Source organism: Paraclostridium dentum (assembly GCF_012922555.1).
GTDB lineage: Bacteria > Bacillota > Clostridia > Peptostreptococcales > Peptostreptococcaceae > Paraclostridium > Paraclostridium dentum.
The window spans coordinates 14,984-30,072 of the sequence record NZ_WIPK01000001.1; the positions used below are offsets into that span (position 1 = coordinate 14,984).

At 29.3% G+C, this 15,089-nt stretch carries 14 protein-coding genes; all 14 read left to right on the forward strand.

Going from position 1 to position 15,089, the window contains the following annotated elements; all coding sequences use genetic code 11:
* Positions 1-7: 7 nt before the first annotated feature.
* The 14 genes from GFJ41_RS00085 (at position 8) to pgsA (ending at position 14,994) form a co-directional block, all read left to right on the forward strand.
* The gene (locus GFJ41_RS00085) at positions 8-931 is read left to right on the forward strand and encodes a bifunctional riboflavin kinase/FAD synthetase (protein ID WP_170074315.1); all 924 of its coding nucleotides are present in this window, start codon (positions 8-10) and stop codon (positions 929-931) included.
* Between the two features lie 107 nt (positions 932-1,038).
* A complete protein-coding gene (gene rpsO, locus GFJ41_RS00090; protein ID WP_035114144.1) occupies positions 1,039-1,293 on the forward strand; it encodes a 30S ribosomal protein S15 in 255 nt (84 codons plus the stop codon).
* A 176-nt stretch (positions 1,294-1,469) separates the two neighbouring features.
* On the forward strand, positions 1,470-2,303 hold the full coding sequence (locus GFJ41_RS00095) for a DegV family protein (RefSeq protein WP_170074316.1): 834 nt from the start codon (positions 1,470-1,472) through the stop codon (positions 2,301-2,303).
* 190 nt (positions 2,304-2,493) lie between these two features.
* A complete protein-coding gene (locus GFJ41_RS00100) occupies positions 2,494-4,623 on the forward strand; it encodes a polyribonucleotide nucleotidyltransferase (protein ID WP_170074317.1) in 2,130 nt (709 codons plus the stop codon).
* A 327-nt stretch (positions 4,624-4,950) separates the two neighbouring features.
* Positions 4,951-5,694, forward strand: coding sequence for a polysaccharide deacetylase family protein (locus GFJ41_RS00105; protein ID WP_170074318.1), 744 nt, complete (start codon positions 4,951-4,953; stop codon positions 5,692-5,694).
* A gap of 119 nt (positions 5,695-5,813) precedes the next feature.
* Entirely contained in the window at positions 5,814-7,058 is a 1,245-nt protein-coding gene (locus tag GFJ41_RS00110) for a M16 family metallopeptidase (protein WP_170074319.1), read from the forward strand.
* A 66-nt stretch (positions 7,059-7,124) separates the two neighbouring features.
* Positions 7,125-7,370, forward strand: coding sequence for a YlmC/YmxH family sporulation protein (locus tag GFJ41_RS00115; RefSeq protein WP_021428747.1), 246 nt, complete (start codon positions 7,125-7,127; stop codon positions 7,368-7,370).
* Between the two features lie 9 nt (positions 7,371-7,379).
* On the forward strand, positions 7,380-8,591 hold the full coding sequence (gene dapG / locus GFJ41_RS00120; RefSeq protein ID WP_170074320.1) for an aspartate kinase: 1,212 nt from the start codon (positions 7,380-7,382) through the stop codon (positions 8,589-8,591).
* 60 nt (positions 8,592-8,651) lie between these two features.
* A complete protein-coding gene (locus GFJ41_RS00125) occupies positions 8,652-8,804 on the forward strand; it encodes a hypothetical protein (RefSeq protein WP_170074321.1) in 153 nt (50 codons plus the stop codon).
* Positions 8,805-8,834: 30 nt separating this feature from the next.
* Positions 8,835-9,590, forward strand: a complete 756-nt coding sequence (locus GFJ41_RS00130) for a ClpP family protease (RefSeq protein WP_021428855.1) — start codon at positions 8,835-8,837, stop codon at positions 9,588-9,590.
* Positions 9,591-9,726: 136 nt separating this feature from the next.
* The gene (locus tag GFJ41_RS00135; RefSeq protein WP_025162351.1) at positions 9,727-12,078 is read left to right on the forward strand and encodes a DNA translocase FtsK; all 2,352 of its coding nucleotides are present in this window, start codon (positions 9,727-9,729) and stop codon (positions 12,076-12,078) included.
* A gap of 2 nt (positions 12,079-12,080) precedes the next feature.
* Positions 12,081-13,130: a tRNA 2-selenouridine(34) synthase MnmH gene (gene mnmH, locus GFJ41_RS00140; RefSeq protein WP_170074322.1), complete on the forward strand. Its 1,050-nt coding sequence runs from the start codon at positions 12,081-12,083 to the stop codon at positions 13,128-13,130.
* The gene (gene rimO, locus GFJ41_RS00145) at positions 13,131-14,465 is read left to right on the forward strand and encodes a 30S ribosomal protein S12 methylthiotransferase RimO (protein ID WP_025162350.1); all 1,335 of its coding nucleotides are present in this window, start codon (positions 13,131-13,133) and stop codon (positions 14,463-14,465) included.
* A complete protein-coding gene (gene pgsA, locus GFJ41_RS00150; RefSeq protein ID WP_021428714.1) occupies positions 14,452-14,994 on the forward strand; it encodes a CDP-diacylglycerol--glycerol-3-phosphate 3-phosphatidyltransferase in 543 nt (180 codons plus the stop codon). Before rimO ends, pgsA begins: the two co-directional genes overlap by 14 nt.
* The last annotated feature ends 95 nt before the right edge of the window (positions 14,995-15,089 follow it).

The following is a 15,089-nucleotide window of genomic DNA, read 5'->3' on the forward strand; positions in this document are numbered from 1 at the left end:
ATTTATTATGACTATTATAAAATCATTAGATGAAGTAATAAATGTTGAAAATACTGTTGTAACTATTGGGAATTTTGATGGTATTCATAAAGGCCATATAAAGCTTATTAAAGAAGCTGTAAAAGAAGCAAAAACAAAGAATTATAAAAGTGTAGTATTTACATTTGAAAATCACCCTATGAGGTATTTTAGAGCTGATTCTATAAAGCATATTATTACAAATGAAGAGAAAGTTAAGATATTTGAAGATCTAGGTGTGGACATAGTTTTTATGATCCCATTTGATGAATATATGACAAAAATATCTGCGACTGATTTTGTAAAAACTATTTTGCATGAAAAACTAAAATGTAAAATGGTTATAGTTGGGCATGATTTCACTTTTGCTAGAAATAAAGAAGGAAATGCCAGCTTGCTTGAAAGTCTTGGGAAAAATTATAATATGAAGGTTAAAGTAATAGAACCGATAAAAATAAAAGGCAGAAGGGTCAGCAGTAGTTATATAAGAAATCTTATAAATGATGGTAATGTAAGTGAAATTAAAGATTTTTTAGGTAGAAATTATTTTTTAGAAGGCGAAGTTATACATGCAAGAAAAATTGGAAGAACAATTGGATTTCCAACTGCCAACCTAAAGGCTGAAGATAAGTTGATTATACCTAAAAATGGCATATATGCAGTTAAAGTATATATTAAAAATAAGGTTTACTATGGAGCAACCAATATAGGATATAATCCTACTGTAAATGGAAAAGCATTATCTATAGAAACAAATATAATTGACTTTGATGAAGAAATATATGGTGAAATAATAAGAGTTGAATTTTTAGATAGAATACGAGATGAAAAAAAGTTTAACTCTTTAGATGAATTGAAATCGCAATTGAGAAAAGACGTTAATTTTGTATACAAAAAGTATGTTTACAAATAGACATGCTTTATGGTAAAATAAGATTCGTAAACCATTACTCAGCATTTGAATACTCCAATCAATGCTTAGTAATTGGGGATTTAATAAAATAATGGAGGTATTCACAAATGAACAAAACTGAAATAATAAAAGAATTCGGAAGAGCTGAAGGAGATACTGGTTCTCCAGAAGTACAAATAGCTTTATTAACAGCTAGAATAAATGAATTAAACGGTCACTTAAAGACTCATAAAAAAGACCACCACTCAAGAAGAGGTCTTTTAAAGATGGTTGGTAAGAGAAGAAACTTATTAGCTTACTTAAAAGAGAAAGACTTAGAAGGATACAGAGCTTTAATAGCTAAATTAGGATTAAGAAAATAATTAGATTATTTAGATAAAGAAAGAAGGTTAAAGCCTTCTTTTTTTGTTTAGATACTTTAATAAAGTTAAGTTTCAAATATAGACAAAAAAATTACAAATTGTCTAAAATTAGTTTAAAATATATAAAGGAATAGTATAATTTATATAGAAATTTTTCTTTTAGGAGGGGATTTGCTATGAAAATAAAATTAATATGCGATAGTTTATGTGATATTCCTATGGAGCTAGCAAAAAAACATGAAATAGAAATAATTCCATTAACTATAATTATAGAAGACAATGAATTTAAAGACGGTATAGATATGACAAATGAAGAATTTTATAATACTATGAGGAAAATACATACCGTACCAAAAACATCTCAAGCGACATATATGCAATTTAAAGAGGTATTTGATAAATATAAGGATGAATATTCAATAATTTGTATAAATGGATCATCGAAATCTTCTGGAACGTATCAAAGTGCTATGATGGCAAAAAATGATACAGAAGGAGAAATACACATATTTGACACATTAAATCTATCCTTAGGAAGTGGTCAGTTTGTTATAAAAGCGTGTGAGCTTATAGAGCAAAATATGGATGCTAAGAGCATCATAAATGAGTTAGAGGCATTAAGAGAAAGTGTGAATCTATTCTTTGTGCCAGATAGCTTAGAATACTTAAAAAGAAGTGGAAGGGTTTCTGTAACTACAGCTGCAATAGGTAACATGTTAAGTCTTAAACCTGTATTTTCAATGAAAGATGGAAATATAGCGTTAGTTACAAAGGTAAGAGGAAAAAAGCATGTAGTACATACACTAATAGACTTATTAAAATCTCAATATGACAATTTTGAAGATAAAAATGTAATGATTGGGTGCGGAGCTAATGTAGGTGACTTTGAAGTGTTACAAAAAGAAGTAGAAGAAAGTTTAAAAGTTAAAAAACTTTACTTTACTAGAGGAGGAGCTTGTATTTGTTCACATACAGGACCGGATATAATTGCTATTAGTTGTTCAAATTAAATGTATTAAATTTTACATAATAAGCAAATAATAGATAAAAACAAATATTTGCTAATTACGTTTTGTATCTCTAAATTATATCGATGAAAGCTAGTAATTTACTTTTATGTTGTTAAATTATAGTATTTTTGATAAGATAGTACATAGGATACTAAACGCGGTTTTTAATAAAGAGGAGGTACAAGCATTAATGTTTGAACATAAAGTTTTTAAAATGGATTTTGCAGGAAGAGAGCTTTCTGTTGAAATAGGAAAAATTGCCGAACTAGCTAGTGGAAGTGCCATACTTCAGTATGGTGAGACTATGGTTATGGTTAATACTTCAAAGTCAGCGCAACCAAGAGATGGAATAGATTTCTTCCCTTTAAGTGTTGATTATGAAGAAAAATTATATTCAGTAGGAAAGATACCTGGAGGATTCTTAAAAAGAGAAGGAAAACCTTCAGAAAAAGCTATACTTACATCAAGACTTATAGATAGACCTATAAGACCTTTATTCCCGAAAGGATTTAGAAATGATGTACAAGTAGTAGCAACAGTTTTATCAGTTGATCAAGATTGTACACCTGATATAGTAGCAATGATAGGTTCATCTATAGCATTATCTATATCTGATATACCATTTAATGGACCTACAGGATCTGTATTAGTAGGATTAGTAGATGGTGCATTTGTTATAAATCCAACTGCTGAGCAAAGAGAAAAGAGTTCTCTACACCTTGTAGTATCAGGAACGAAAGATGCTATAATGATGGTTGAAGCAGGTGCAGAAGAAATACCAGATGAATTAATGTTAGAAGCTATATTATTTGCTCATGAAGAAATTAAAAAAGTTGTTGAGTTTATAGAGACTATAGTTGCTGAAGTCGGAAAAGAAAAAATAGAAGTTACTCTTTTTGAAATAAATGCAGACGTAGAAAAAGCTGTTCGTGAATTTGCTACAGATAAAATGAAAGAAGCGGTTAAAACTGTAGAAAAGCTTGAAAGAATGGAAAAAATGGATGCAGTAAAAGAAGCTACTTTTGAAAACTTTGAAGATATAGTAGAAGAATTTGGTCAAGATATAGAAGAAACATTACATGCTATAATAAAAGAGCAAGTAAGAAAGCTTATAGTACATGAAAATGTAAGACCAGATAATAGAAAACCAGATGAAATAAGACCTATATGGTGTGATAATGGATTTATACCAAGAGCTCATGGATCTGGATTATTTACAAGAGGACAAACTCAAGTAATGTCTATAGCAACTTTAGGAGCTTTAGGTGATGTTCAAATACTTGATGGACTTGATGAAGAAGAAAGTAAAAGATATATGCATCATTACAACTTCCCAGCATACAGTGTTGGAGAAGCTAGACCTTCAAGAGGTCCAGGTAGAAGAGAGATAGGACATGGAGCATTAGCTGAAAGAGCATTACTTCCTGTTATACCTTCTAAAGAAGATTTCCCATATGCAATAAGAGTTGTTTCTGAAGTTTTAAGTTCTAATGGATCAACATCTCAAGGTAGTGTATGTGGATCAACATTATCTCTTTTAGATGCAGGTGTGCCATTAAAAGATATGGTAGCAGGTATAGCTATGGGACTTATAAAACATGATGATAAAGTTGCAGTACTTTCAGATATACAAGGTATGGAAGACCACTTAGGAGACATGGACTTTAAAGTTGCAGGTACTGAGCACGGGATAACTGCTATACAAATGGATATAAAAATAGCTGGTATAGATGAAGAAGTTTTAAGAACTGCTTTAAAGCAAGCTAAAGTAGGTAGAATTCATATATTAAATGAAATGAGAAAAACTATAGCTGCTCCTAAACCAGAGCTTTCTAAATATGCACCTAAGATAGTAACAATGAACATAAATCCAGATAAGATAAGAGACGTTATAGGACCTGGTGGAAAAATAATAACTAAGATTATAGATGAAACTGGAGTTAAAATAGATATAGAACAAACTGGAGAAGTATTTATAAGTGGAATAGATGCTGAAATGATAGCTAAAGCTCAAGAACTTATAAATAATATAGTTGCAGAAGCTGAAGTAGGTGAAACTTACACAGGTAAAGTAACAAGAATAATGAATTTCGGAGCATTCGTTGAAGTACTTCCAGGAAAAGAAGGATTACTTCATATATCTCATATAGCTCATGAAAGAGTAAATAAGGTTGAGGATGTTTTAAACATAGGTGATGAAGTAACAGTTAAGGTAACTGAAATCGATGAAAAAGGTAGAGTTAACTTATCTAGAAAAGCACTTTTACCAAAACCAGAGAAAAAAGAAGTTAAAGAAGCAAAAGAAAATAAAGAAAAATAAATTATAGTCTGTTTAGATTATATATAAATAAAAAAAGGAGACATATCTAACGCTTAGATATGTCTCCTTTTTTATTTACACCTCACAAAAGAAACGAAGATTAAAAGCTGTATATTGACGAAACACTTACAAGCAAAGCTTGTCGTGTGAAGGAAATATACAGCTTTTAATCGAGCGCCCCCACAATAAGCATTTTTTGCAATAATAAAAGCAATTTAAGTTATAGGGAAGTTTGAATATATAATATATAATAAAAATGCATAAAAGGGAAACTGTCCTAATACAATTTAATGAATAAATAAATTGTACATATTGGGAGGGACTTTTATGATAATGATGGTGCTTAATAAAAAAAAGCTAAAAAAAATTTTCATAATAGCATTAGTTATAATATTAGCAATTATAGGCGTTGCATTTATGACAAAAGATAAATCTAAGCCTACATTTAACATGTTTTATAGAGCTGGTGAGCCATATTACAGTGGAACAAAAGCAAAAAGTGGATACGTTGCAATAAGTTGCAACGTAGACCTTGGGTGGGAAACTGAATACTTAGAAAAAATTTTAAAAGTATTAGATGAAAAAAAGGCTAAAATAACTTTTGCTGTAACAGGTAGATGGGCAGAAGAAAATCCTGAGCTTCTATTAGAAATTCAAAAAAAGGGACATGAAATTGCAAATCACGGATATAAACATCTAGACTATGGAACTTTAGATTATGATAAAAACTACGAACAAATAAAGACATCAAAAGAAATAATTGAAAATATAACAAAAACAGAAACTAAGTTTTTTCAAGCTCCAGGAGGATCATTTAATAAAGACACAGTAAAAGCGTGTAACGACTTAGGTTATATACCTTATAAATGGGATATAGACACAATAGATTGGAAAAATAGACAAGAACCTGAAGTTATTATACAAAGGGTTAAATCTAAAGATATGAAAGATTCTAGCATAATACTTATGCATCCTACATATGCAAGTGCAGAGGGAATTGATGATATAATAAAAATCATAGAAGAAAAGGAATTAAAGCCAGGTAAACTTAGTGATGTATTTAATTTATAAAATTATTTTGATATTGAATAATTGACTTTACTAACTTATAATTTAAAAGACATTGATTAAGATAAAAAGCTTATATGATTATCATAAATATTTTAATGCACAAAAATTGGAGGATGAGTATGTATAAAACGCACACATTGAGTAATGGACTAACAATAATAGGGGAAGAGATACCTTATCTAAAATCTATAACATTAGGTGTTTGGGTAAATGCAGGGTCTAGAATAGAAAATGAAGAGCTAGGTGGGATATCGCATTTTATAGAACATATGCTTTTTAAAGGTACTAAAAATAGAACTTCTAAAGAAATCGCAAGCACTATAGATAACTTAGGAGGTCAAATAAATGCTTTTACGAGTAAGGAATGTACTTGTTATTATGTAAAGTTATTAGATGAACATATAGACATTGGAATTGATATATTAAGTGATATGTTTTTAAATCCTTTGTTTGATGAAAAGGATATAGATAAGGAAAGACAAGTTATAATAGAAGAATTAAAAATGTATGAAGATTCTCCTGAGGACTTAGTATACGATCTTCTTATGGAAGGAATATACAAAACTGATGCCTTAGGTATGAATATAATTGGTACGGAAGAATCGTTATATAATATGAATAGAAATACTATAAAAGAGTATTTCAATAAGTATTATGTAGCAAGTAACTCTGTAATATCTATAAGCGGAAACTTTAAATTTGAAGAAATGGTAAAGTTAATAGAATCCAAGTTTAAAGACTTAGCTATGGGAAATGTAGATATCAAAATAACTGAACCTGAGTTTCATCCGTGTTTTATAGCTAGAAACAAAGATACAGAACAAGTTAATTTAGCGATAAGTTTAAAAGCTATTCCTCTAGAGTGTAGAGAAGATGCCTATGCATTATCTATAATAAATAATATTTTCGGAGGAAGTATAAGCTCAAGATTATTTCAAAATATAAGGGAAAATAAAGGACTAGTATACTCAATATACTCTGCGCCTAGCCTTTATAGGAAAAGCGGAGAACTTGGAATTTATGCTAGTATGAGTAACGAAAATCTAAAAAAAGTATATAATTTAGTATTAGAAGAAATTGACAACCTAAGACAGAATCATCTTACAGATAAAGAGATAAAAGAAAGTAAGGAACAGTTAAAAGGAAGTTATATTCTTGGATTAGAGAGTACTAGCAGTAGAATGATGTCAATTGGTAAAGCAATGGTATTAACAAAAAAGGTGAAAAATCCTAATGATATTATAGAAAGTATAAATAATATTGACAAGGCTAGAATAGACTTAATTATAGACAAGGTATTTAATAGAGAAAATATTGGAGTCTGTATTGTAGGAAGAGATGTAGAGGGTATAACTTTAGACTAACTAGACTAGACATATAATCAAGGTTATCTATATTGGATACATATTAGTTTATATGGGGGGATACTTATGAATTTATCTGAAGTAGCAGGTAAAGAGATTGTAAACTTAGTTACAGGAGAAAGATTAGGAGTTGTTGGAGAGTGCGACCTTATAATTGAAGACACTACAGGAAAAATACTAGCTTTATTAATCCCTAGGGAAAGAGGATTTTTAGGATTTAGAAAAGATAAATCGGTACTAGAAGTACCATGGAGAAATGTAAAAAAAATTGGTAATGACATGATTATAATAGAATACGAAGGAGTTTACTAGGAGGATAATATGACGATAGTAGTTCAAAAATTTGGTGGGACATCTGTGGAATCTTATGAAAAAATGCAACAAGTTTGCAATATAATAAAAAACTATAAAGAAAAAGGATTAGACTTAGTTGTAGTAGTTTCTGCTATGGGAAGAAAAGGAGCTCCATATGCAACTGATACATTGATAAATCTGTGTAAAAATGTAAATGAAAATTCTTCTAAAAGAGAATTGGATTTAATAATGTCTTGTGGAGAAATAATATCAGGAACTATACTTACTAATATGCTAAAAGGCAATGGGATAGATGCAGTATTTTTAACTGGTAGTCAAGCTGGTATATATACAGATGGGAAATTTTCTGATTCAAGAATATTAGATATAAAACCAGAAAGAATATATAAAGAATTAGATGAAGGTAAAGTTGTTATTGTAGCCGGATTCCAAGGAACTACAGAAAGTGGAGAAGTAACAACTCTTGGTAGAGGCGGAAGCGATACATCTGCTGTTGCTATAGGTAAAGCTTTAGAATGTGAAACTGTTGAAATTTATACAGATGTTGATGGAATCATGACGGCAGACCCTAGAGTAGAACCTGAAGCTAAAGTTTTAGATTATATAAATTATGAAGAAGTTTTTCAAATGGCAGATAAAGGTGCAAAGGTAATTCATCCAAGAGCTGTTGAAATTGCAAAAAGTGGATCTATAGCTTTAAATATAAAAAACACTTTAAACCCATCTCATCCAGGCACTAGAATAAGCGGGATGAGTCCTAAATTTGAAGTAAACAAAGAAGCAAAATCTTTACACACTATGACTGCAGTAGCACATAAAAATGGAATTACTCAAATAAAAGTTAAATCTAAAGAAGATATATTTACAGATATAATGAATGAAATTGAATCAAATGAAATTAGTTTAGATATGATAAACTTCTTTGTTGAAGAAAAAGCTTTTGTAATAGAACATGAAAAGTTAAATATATTAAAAGATATACTTAATAATCATGATCTTGAGTATACTGTTAAAGAAAACTGTGCAAAAGTAACTCTTATAGGTACAAAAATGACAGGTATTCCTGGAGTTATGGCAAAGATTGTAAGAGCTTTATCTAAAGCTAAAATAAACTTATTACAAACATCGGATTCAAACATGACTATATCTTGTTTAGTTGAAGAAAAAGATATGAAATCAGCTGTTCATGCTATACATGATGAATTTAAATTAAATTAATAATATCCTCCTTTTTTGGTTAACTTATATGTAAAGTTAAACAAATAGGAGGATTTTTTTATGTCTAATAAAAAAACAAAAAATAAACAGCCAAATACTAAATTAGAATTTGCAGAAGAATTAAATTTACCAGCTAACTCTAGACCTAGAAAAAGTGGATCAGTAGCTCAAAATACATCAAGACCTATAAATAAACATCCAAAAGAAAAGTAGATAAAAATAAGTCTTAGAAGGAGGCTACATATGAATCTTTTCAATGATGAAAAAAATAGAAAAATACAGCTGAAGTCAGAAGAAGATGATGAAAGAGAAGAAGAAAGTGAAGATATACAAAATATAAAACAAATGGGTGTTCCTAATATGCCTAACCAAAACATAAAGGACATACAATGTATAACTATAATTGGTGAAATTGAAGGTCACTTTGCAGGAAACCCACAAAAAAAATCTACAAAATATGAGCATATAATACCTATGTTATTTGAAATAGAGGAAAATCAAAATATAAAAGGGGTATTAGTAATTTTAAACACTGTTGGAGGAGATGTTGAAGCTGGACTTGCTATGGCAGAACTTATGAACAGTGTATCTAAAAAAGTAGTAACATTAGTATTAGGAGGTAGTCATAGTATAGGAGTTCCACTTGCAACTGCAGGTGATTATTCATTTATAGCTCCAACTGCAACTATGATTGTTCACCCTATAAGAACAAATGGACTTGTTATTGGAGTTAATGAAACATTTGAATACTTTAAAAAAATGCAAGAGCGTATAACTAGATTTATAATTAGAACTTCAGATATAGAAAGAGAAGAATTAGAAAAGCTTATGCATTCAAAAGAGGAATTAGTAAGTGATGTAGGTAGTGTTTTAATAGGTAAAGAGGCAGTTGATTGTGGTCTTATTGATGAAGTTGGTGGATTAAAAGAGGCAATGGCTAAATTAAGAGAATTAATTAATGAAGACGATAATGATAGTAACAACAATGTAATTAAATAAAATTTGTTTAAATAACATAAAATATGATATAATTAAAAGATATAAAAGTGTTAGTGTTTAAATACATTAGCACTTTTTGCTATGATTTTGGAATTTATTAATTCTTGTATAAATTTATTTTTAAGAGGTGAGATTGATGGCTAAGAAAAAATCTAAAAAGAAAAAGAAGATAGAATCAAGTTTTTCAGCTGAGTACAATAACCTTATAACTATATTTATTGGTATATTTTTATTATATAGTTTAAACTCTAGTTCAATGGGGTTATTAGGTACGGTTATTCAAAATATATTTAAAGGATTATTTGGAGGATTAGCAGTAGCAATTCCGTTTATAATCATTATTAGTGGTATCTTAGGATTTTTCGAGAAGAATGAATATATATACAGAATTAAAAATGCTAAAATATACTATTTAGGTGTATTTTTTATATTCATATTCTACGGACTTTTAAATGCGAAAAATTTACCTATAGATAGTCCGACTAATTCGTATGTAATTAAAGAAGTAAGTAAAGCTGCGGTTCAAGGTGAAGGATGTGGACTTATAGCTACATTTATCACATATTACGTTACAAAGATTTTAGGTGTAACAGGAGCATGGCTAATAAGTATATTTGCATTATTAATAACAGGTCTATTTACTTTTAATATATCTTTAAAAGACTTAATTTATACTATAAAAGCAAAAGCTAAAAACAGTAAAGATAGTAATCTTACTTTTAAAGAAAAAGCTAAAGGTTTAAAAAATGCTATGGTTAACATGGTAACTGAAGAAGTTGATGAAAATACTATGGTAACAAAGAATGACTTAAAAAATAAGTCAAATAAATCTAAGGATAAAGAAAAAAGTATTGAAGAATACGACAATGATAAAACAATAAAAATTGTTGGATTTAATAAAGCTGAAGATGATTACTTAGAAATATTAGAGGGCACTCAAAGTATGCCTGAATTAGAAGTTTTAAAAGAATTACAAAAGGCTAAACCTACGCAAAAAACAGAGGTTACAAGTGTAAAAGAAAGCAATATAGAAAGTACACAGCCTATAGGGATTCAAACAAATTCTAAATATGAAAATTATACAAAACCTAGTATTGAGCTATTAAATAAAATAGATTCAAAGACTGATGACAAAAGCAAGAAAAAAGTTTTAAAAAATGCCTCATTATTAGAAAAAACTCTATCTGACTTTGGAGTTGAAGCGAAAGTAAATCAAGTTACTGTTGGACCTACTATAACTAGATATGAAATTCAACCAAGTCCAGGTGTTAAAGTTAGTAAAATTGTTAACTTAACAGATGATATAGCCCTTAGCTTAGCGGCAAAAAGTATAAGAATAGAGGCTCCTATACCAGGTAAAAGTGCTATTGGTATAGAGGTTCCAAATGAAGAAGCTCAGATGGTAACTTTAAGAGAAGTTCTTGAAAGTGAAGAATTTAATAATTTTAAATCACCATTAGCTATGGGACTTGGAAAAGATATAGCTGGTAAACCTATAATAGCTGATATTGGAAAAATGCCTCATTTACTTATAGCAGGATCTACAGGTTCTGGTAAAAGTGTGTGTGTAAATACTTTAATAAACAGTATTTTATATAAAGCAAACCCAGATGAAGTTAAATTTTTACTTATAGATCCAAAAGTTGTTGAACTTGCAAATTACAATGGAATACCACATTTATTAATACCAGTTGTAACAGATCCTAAAAAAGCTGCTAATGCTTTAAACTGGGCAGTTACTGAAATGAATAGAAGATACAAATTATTTGCAGAATCAAGTGTAAAAGACATAACAAGTTATAATGAAAAAAGTGAAGAAAAACTTCCTAAGATAGTAATAATAATAGACGAGCTTGCAGACCTTATGATGGTTAGTGCTAGTGATGTTGAAGATTATATATGTAGATTAGCTCAGATGGCAAGAGCTGCAGGAATGCATTTAATAGTTGCTACACAAAGACCTTCAGTAGATGTTATAACTGGAGTTATAAAAGCTAATATTCCATCTAGAATTGCATTTGCAGTTTCATCTCAAACGGACTCTAGAACTATACTTGATATGGGTGGAGCAGAAAAACTTCTAGGAAAAGGAGATATGTTATTCTATCCTTTAGGAGCAGCTAAACCAGTTAGATTACAAGGTGCGTTTATATCAGAATCAGAATCAGAAAGAGTAGTAGATTATGTAAAGAGTCAAGTTAATGAAGAAGTTAAATATGAAGAATGCATAGTAGATAGTATAGCTAAAATATCTAAAGAGCAAGATAGCGATGCTGATGAACTTTTAGGAGATGCAATAGAATTTGTAGTTGAAAGTGGGCAAGCTTCAGCTTCTATGCTTCAAAGAAAATTTAAAATTGGATTTAATAGAGCGGCAAGACTTATAGATTCTATGGAAGAGAGATCTATAGTTGGTCAAAGTGAAGGAAGTAAACCTAGAAAGGTTTTAGTAAGTAAACAAGACTTAGAAAATTTAGAGGGTGAATAAATTTGAAGACAATAGACATAAAGAGTGCGTTAGATCTACCAAATACTATATTTATAGATGTTAGAACGCAAGCGGAATTTCAAGAAGACCACATACGTGATGCTTTTCATATGCCATTGTTTAATGATGATGAGCATAAAGATATAGGAACTATATATAAGATGCAAGGAAAACAAGAAGCTGTACAAAAGGGATTTGACTATGTAAAAGATAAGTTAAAACATATGTACATGGAAGTTTTAAGTTTAGCTAATGAATATGAAAATATAGTTATATACTGTGCAAGAGGCGGTATGAGAAGTGGAAGTTTAGTAAATATGATTTCAACATTAGGTGTAAATGTATATCAATTACAAGGTGGATATAAAGCATATAGAAACTTTGTATTAGATTACTTTAAAACAGTTATGGATACAAAACAATTTATAGTTCTTCATGGGTTAACTGGTGTTGGAAAAACAGATGCATTACTTATGTTAGAAGAAAATGGGATAGATATTATAGACTTAGAAGGTTTAGCTAAAAATAGTGGATCTACATTTGGATTTATAATGTTTAACGAAAAACCTCCTACACAAAAGAATTTTGAAACTAATATTTTCGAAAAACTATATTTTTCAAAAAGTAACTATATATTTATAGAAAGTGAAAGTAAAAGAGTCGGACATGTTAACGTACCTCATGAAATATATGAAGGTATAGTAAGGGACGGATACCATATATTATTAGAATGTAGTGTGAAGTCTAGAGTAGATAGATTATGTAGAGACTACATATATACAGAGAATAAGAACTTTGAAGCATTAATACAGTGTATTAATAAATTTAGAAAAAGATTAGGAAATCAAAAAGTTGATTATTATATTGAATTATTTAATGAAGGTAAATACGATCAAGTTGTAGAACATTATTTAGTAGATTATTACGATGCATTATATGGGCATTCAGTTCAAAAATATGAGTACAATAGAGTTCTTAATTGTGATAACATGAAAGAAGCAGTTTTAGAGTTAATAGATTTTCATAAGGCAGCGAAGGAAGGAGCAAATTAAATGTTAAAAATAGCATTAGAGTCATTAGGATGTTCTAAAAATTTAGTAGATGCAGAAATAATGATGGGGATTTTAAATAGAAAAGGATATAAATTAGTAGGTGAGTTTGAGGAAGCTGATATAATTTTAGTAAATACTTGTGGATTTATAGAATCAGCAAAACAAGAATCTATAGATACTATATTAGACTTAGCTCAATTAAAAGAAAACGGAAATTTAAAGTTACTTATAGTTACAGGATGTTTAGCTCAAAGATATGCTAAGGAATTGCAAGCAGAAATTCCAGAAATAGATGCTATAGTTGGAACAGGAAGTTACCAACAAATAGATGAAATAATAGCAAATCTTGAAAAGGAAAATAACATAGTAAGTTTAAATGATATTGAATTTGCTTACAATGAAGATCTTCCAAGATACGTTACAACTCCAGAATATATGGCATATTTAAAAATAGGTGAAGGTTGTGACAATCACTGTACGTACTGTATAATACCAAAATTAAGAGGTAGATATAGAAGTAGAAAAATGGAAGATATAATAAAAGAAGCTAAAGATCTTGCTTCTAAAGGAGTAAAAGAATTAGTAGTTATAGCTCAAGACACTACAAAGTATGGTTTAGATTTATATGGAGAAGTTAAACTTCCACAATTATTAGAAGAACTTGCACAAATAGATGGAATAAAATGGATAAGAATAATGTACTCATATCCTGAATCAATAACTGAAGAGCTTGTAAAAGTAATTAAAAAATATGATAACATATGTAATTATTTTGATATGCCTATACAACATGCAAGTAATAAAGTTTTAAAATTAATGAATAGACACACGACTAAAGAAGACATTAAATCTAAAGTTGAAATGATAAGAAAATATATACCTGATGCTACATTAAGAACAACTATAATAGTTGGATTCCCTGGAGAAACTGACGAAGATTTTAATGAATTAGTTGAATTTGCAAAAGATATGAAGTTTGATAGACTGGGAGCTTTTGCATACTCTAGAGAGGAAGACACTCCAGCGGATAAACTTCCTAATCATTTAGATGAAGATGTAAAACTACAAAGAAGAGATCAACTTATGTTAGTTCAGCAAGAAATATCACAAAATTTAAATGCACAAAAAATTGATAATGAATATGAAGTTTTAATCGAAGAGCAAATTGAAGATAAGGTATATATAGGTAGAACTCAAGGAGATGCAGAAGAAATAGACAGCATAGTTTATGTTAAGTCTGAAAATCAACTTGAAATAGGATCATTTGTAAAAGTAAAAATAAATAATGCCTTAGAGTATGATTTGATGGGAGATGTAGTTAATGAACTTGCCTAATAAATTAACTTTATTTAGGATATTTTTAATACCAGTTTTTATAATAGTAATGATGTTAAATTTACCAAGTAAATTTTTAATAGCTTGTATGATATTTATAGTAGCGTCTGTAACTGATGCTATGGATGGACATATAGCTAGAAAATACAATTTAGTAACTGACTTTGGTAAATTTATGGATCCTCTTGCTGATAAGCTGCTTGTAATATCAGCTCTTACAACAATGATAGAGTATGATTTAGTGGCTGCTTGGATGGTTATTATAATTGTTGCTAGAGAACTTACAGTTAGTATATTAAGAGCAATTGCAGCTGCAGACGGAAAAGTAATAGCTGCAAGTTCTGGAGGAAAATTAAAAACTATTTCACAAATGGTAGCTATAGTAATTCTTTTACTAGGTGCGCATACAGGAAATCCTGTATTTTTAAACATAGGTAAATTTACTATATTAATAGCTACATTACTTACTCTTTACTCAGGATGGGAGTATGTTTACAAAAATAAAAACTTATTTATGGAAAGTAAATAATAATATAAAAAATGGATAACTGTTAGTTATCCATTTTTTGTGCTTAATAAGTTTCTAAACCAAGTTTAAAAGTAAGCTTAGATTTTTAGGTGAAA

Coding starts and splice junctions, on each gene's coding strand:
- GFJ41_RS00100 (WP_170074317.1), top strand. CDS start 2,494: ATGTTTGAACATAAAGTTTTTAAAATGGATTTTGCAGGAAGAGAGCTT.
- rpsO (WP_035114144.1), top strand. CDS start 1,039: ATGAACAAAACTGAAATAATAAAAGAATTCGGAAGAGCTGAAGGAGAT.
- GFJ41_RS00105 (WP_170074318.1), top strand. CDS start 4,951: ATGATAATGATGGTGCTTAATAAAAAAAAGCTAAAAAAAATTTTCATA.
- rimO (WP_025162350.1), top strand. CDS start 13,131: ATGTTAAAAATAGCATTAGAGTCATTAGGATGTTCTAAAAATTTAGTA.
- dapG (WP_170074320.1), top strand. CDS start 7,380: ATGACGATAGTAGTTCAAAAATTTGGTGGGACATCTGTGGAATCTTAT.
- GFJ41_RS00085 (WP_170074315.1), top strand. CDS start 8: ATGACTATTATAAAATCATTAGATGAAGTAATAAATGTTGAAAATACT.
- GFJ41_RS00110 (WP_170074319.1), top strand. CDS start 5,814: ATGTATAAAACGCACACATTGAGTAATGGACTAACAATAATAGGGGAA.
- GFJ41_RS00125 (WP_170074321.1), top strand. CDS start 8,652: ATGTCTAATAAAAAAACAAAAAATAAACAGCCAAATACTAAATTAGAA.
- GFJ41_RS00115 (WP_021428747.1), top strand. CDS start 7,125: ATGAATTTATCTGAAGTAGCAGGTAAAGAGATTGTAAACTTAGTTACA.
- GFJ41_RS00130 (WP_021428855.1), top strand. CDS start 8,835: ATGAATCTTTTCAATGATGAAAAAAATAGAAAAATACAGCTGAAGTCA.
- GFJ41_RS00095 (WP_170074316.1), top strand. CDS start 1,470: ATGAAAATAAAATTAATATGCGATAGTTTATGTGATATTCCTATGGAG.
- pgsA (WP_021428714.1), top strand. CDS start 14,452: ATGAACTTGCCTAATAAATTAACTTTATTTAGGATATTTTTAATACCA.
- GFJ41_RS00135 (WP_025162351.1), top strand. CDS start 9,727: ATGGCTAAGAAAAAATCTAAAAAGAAAAAGAAGATAGAATCAAGTTTT.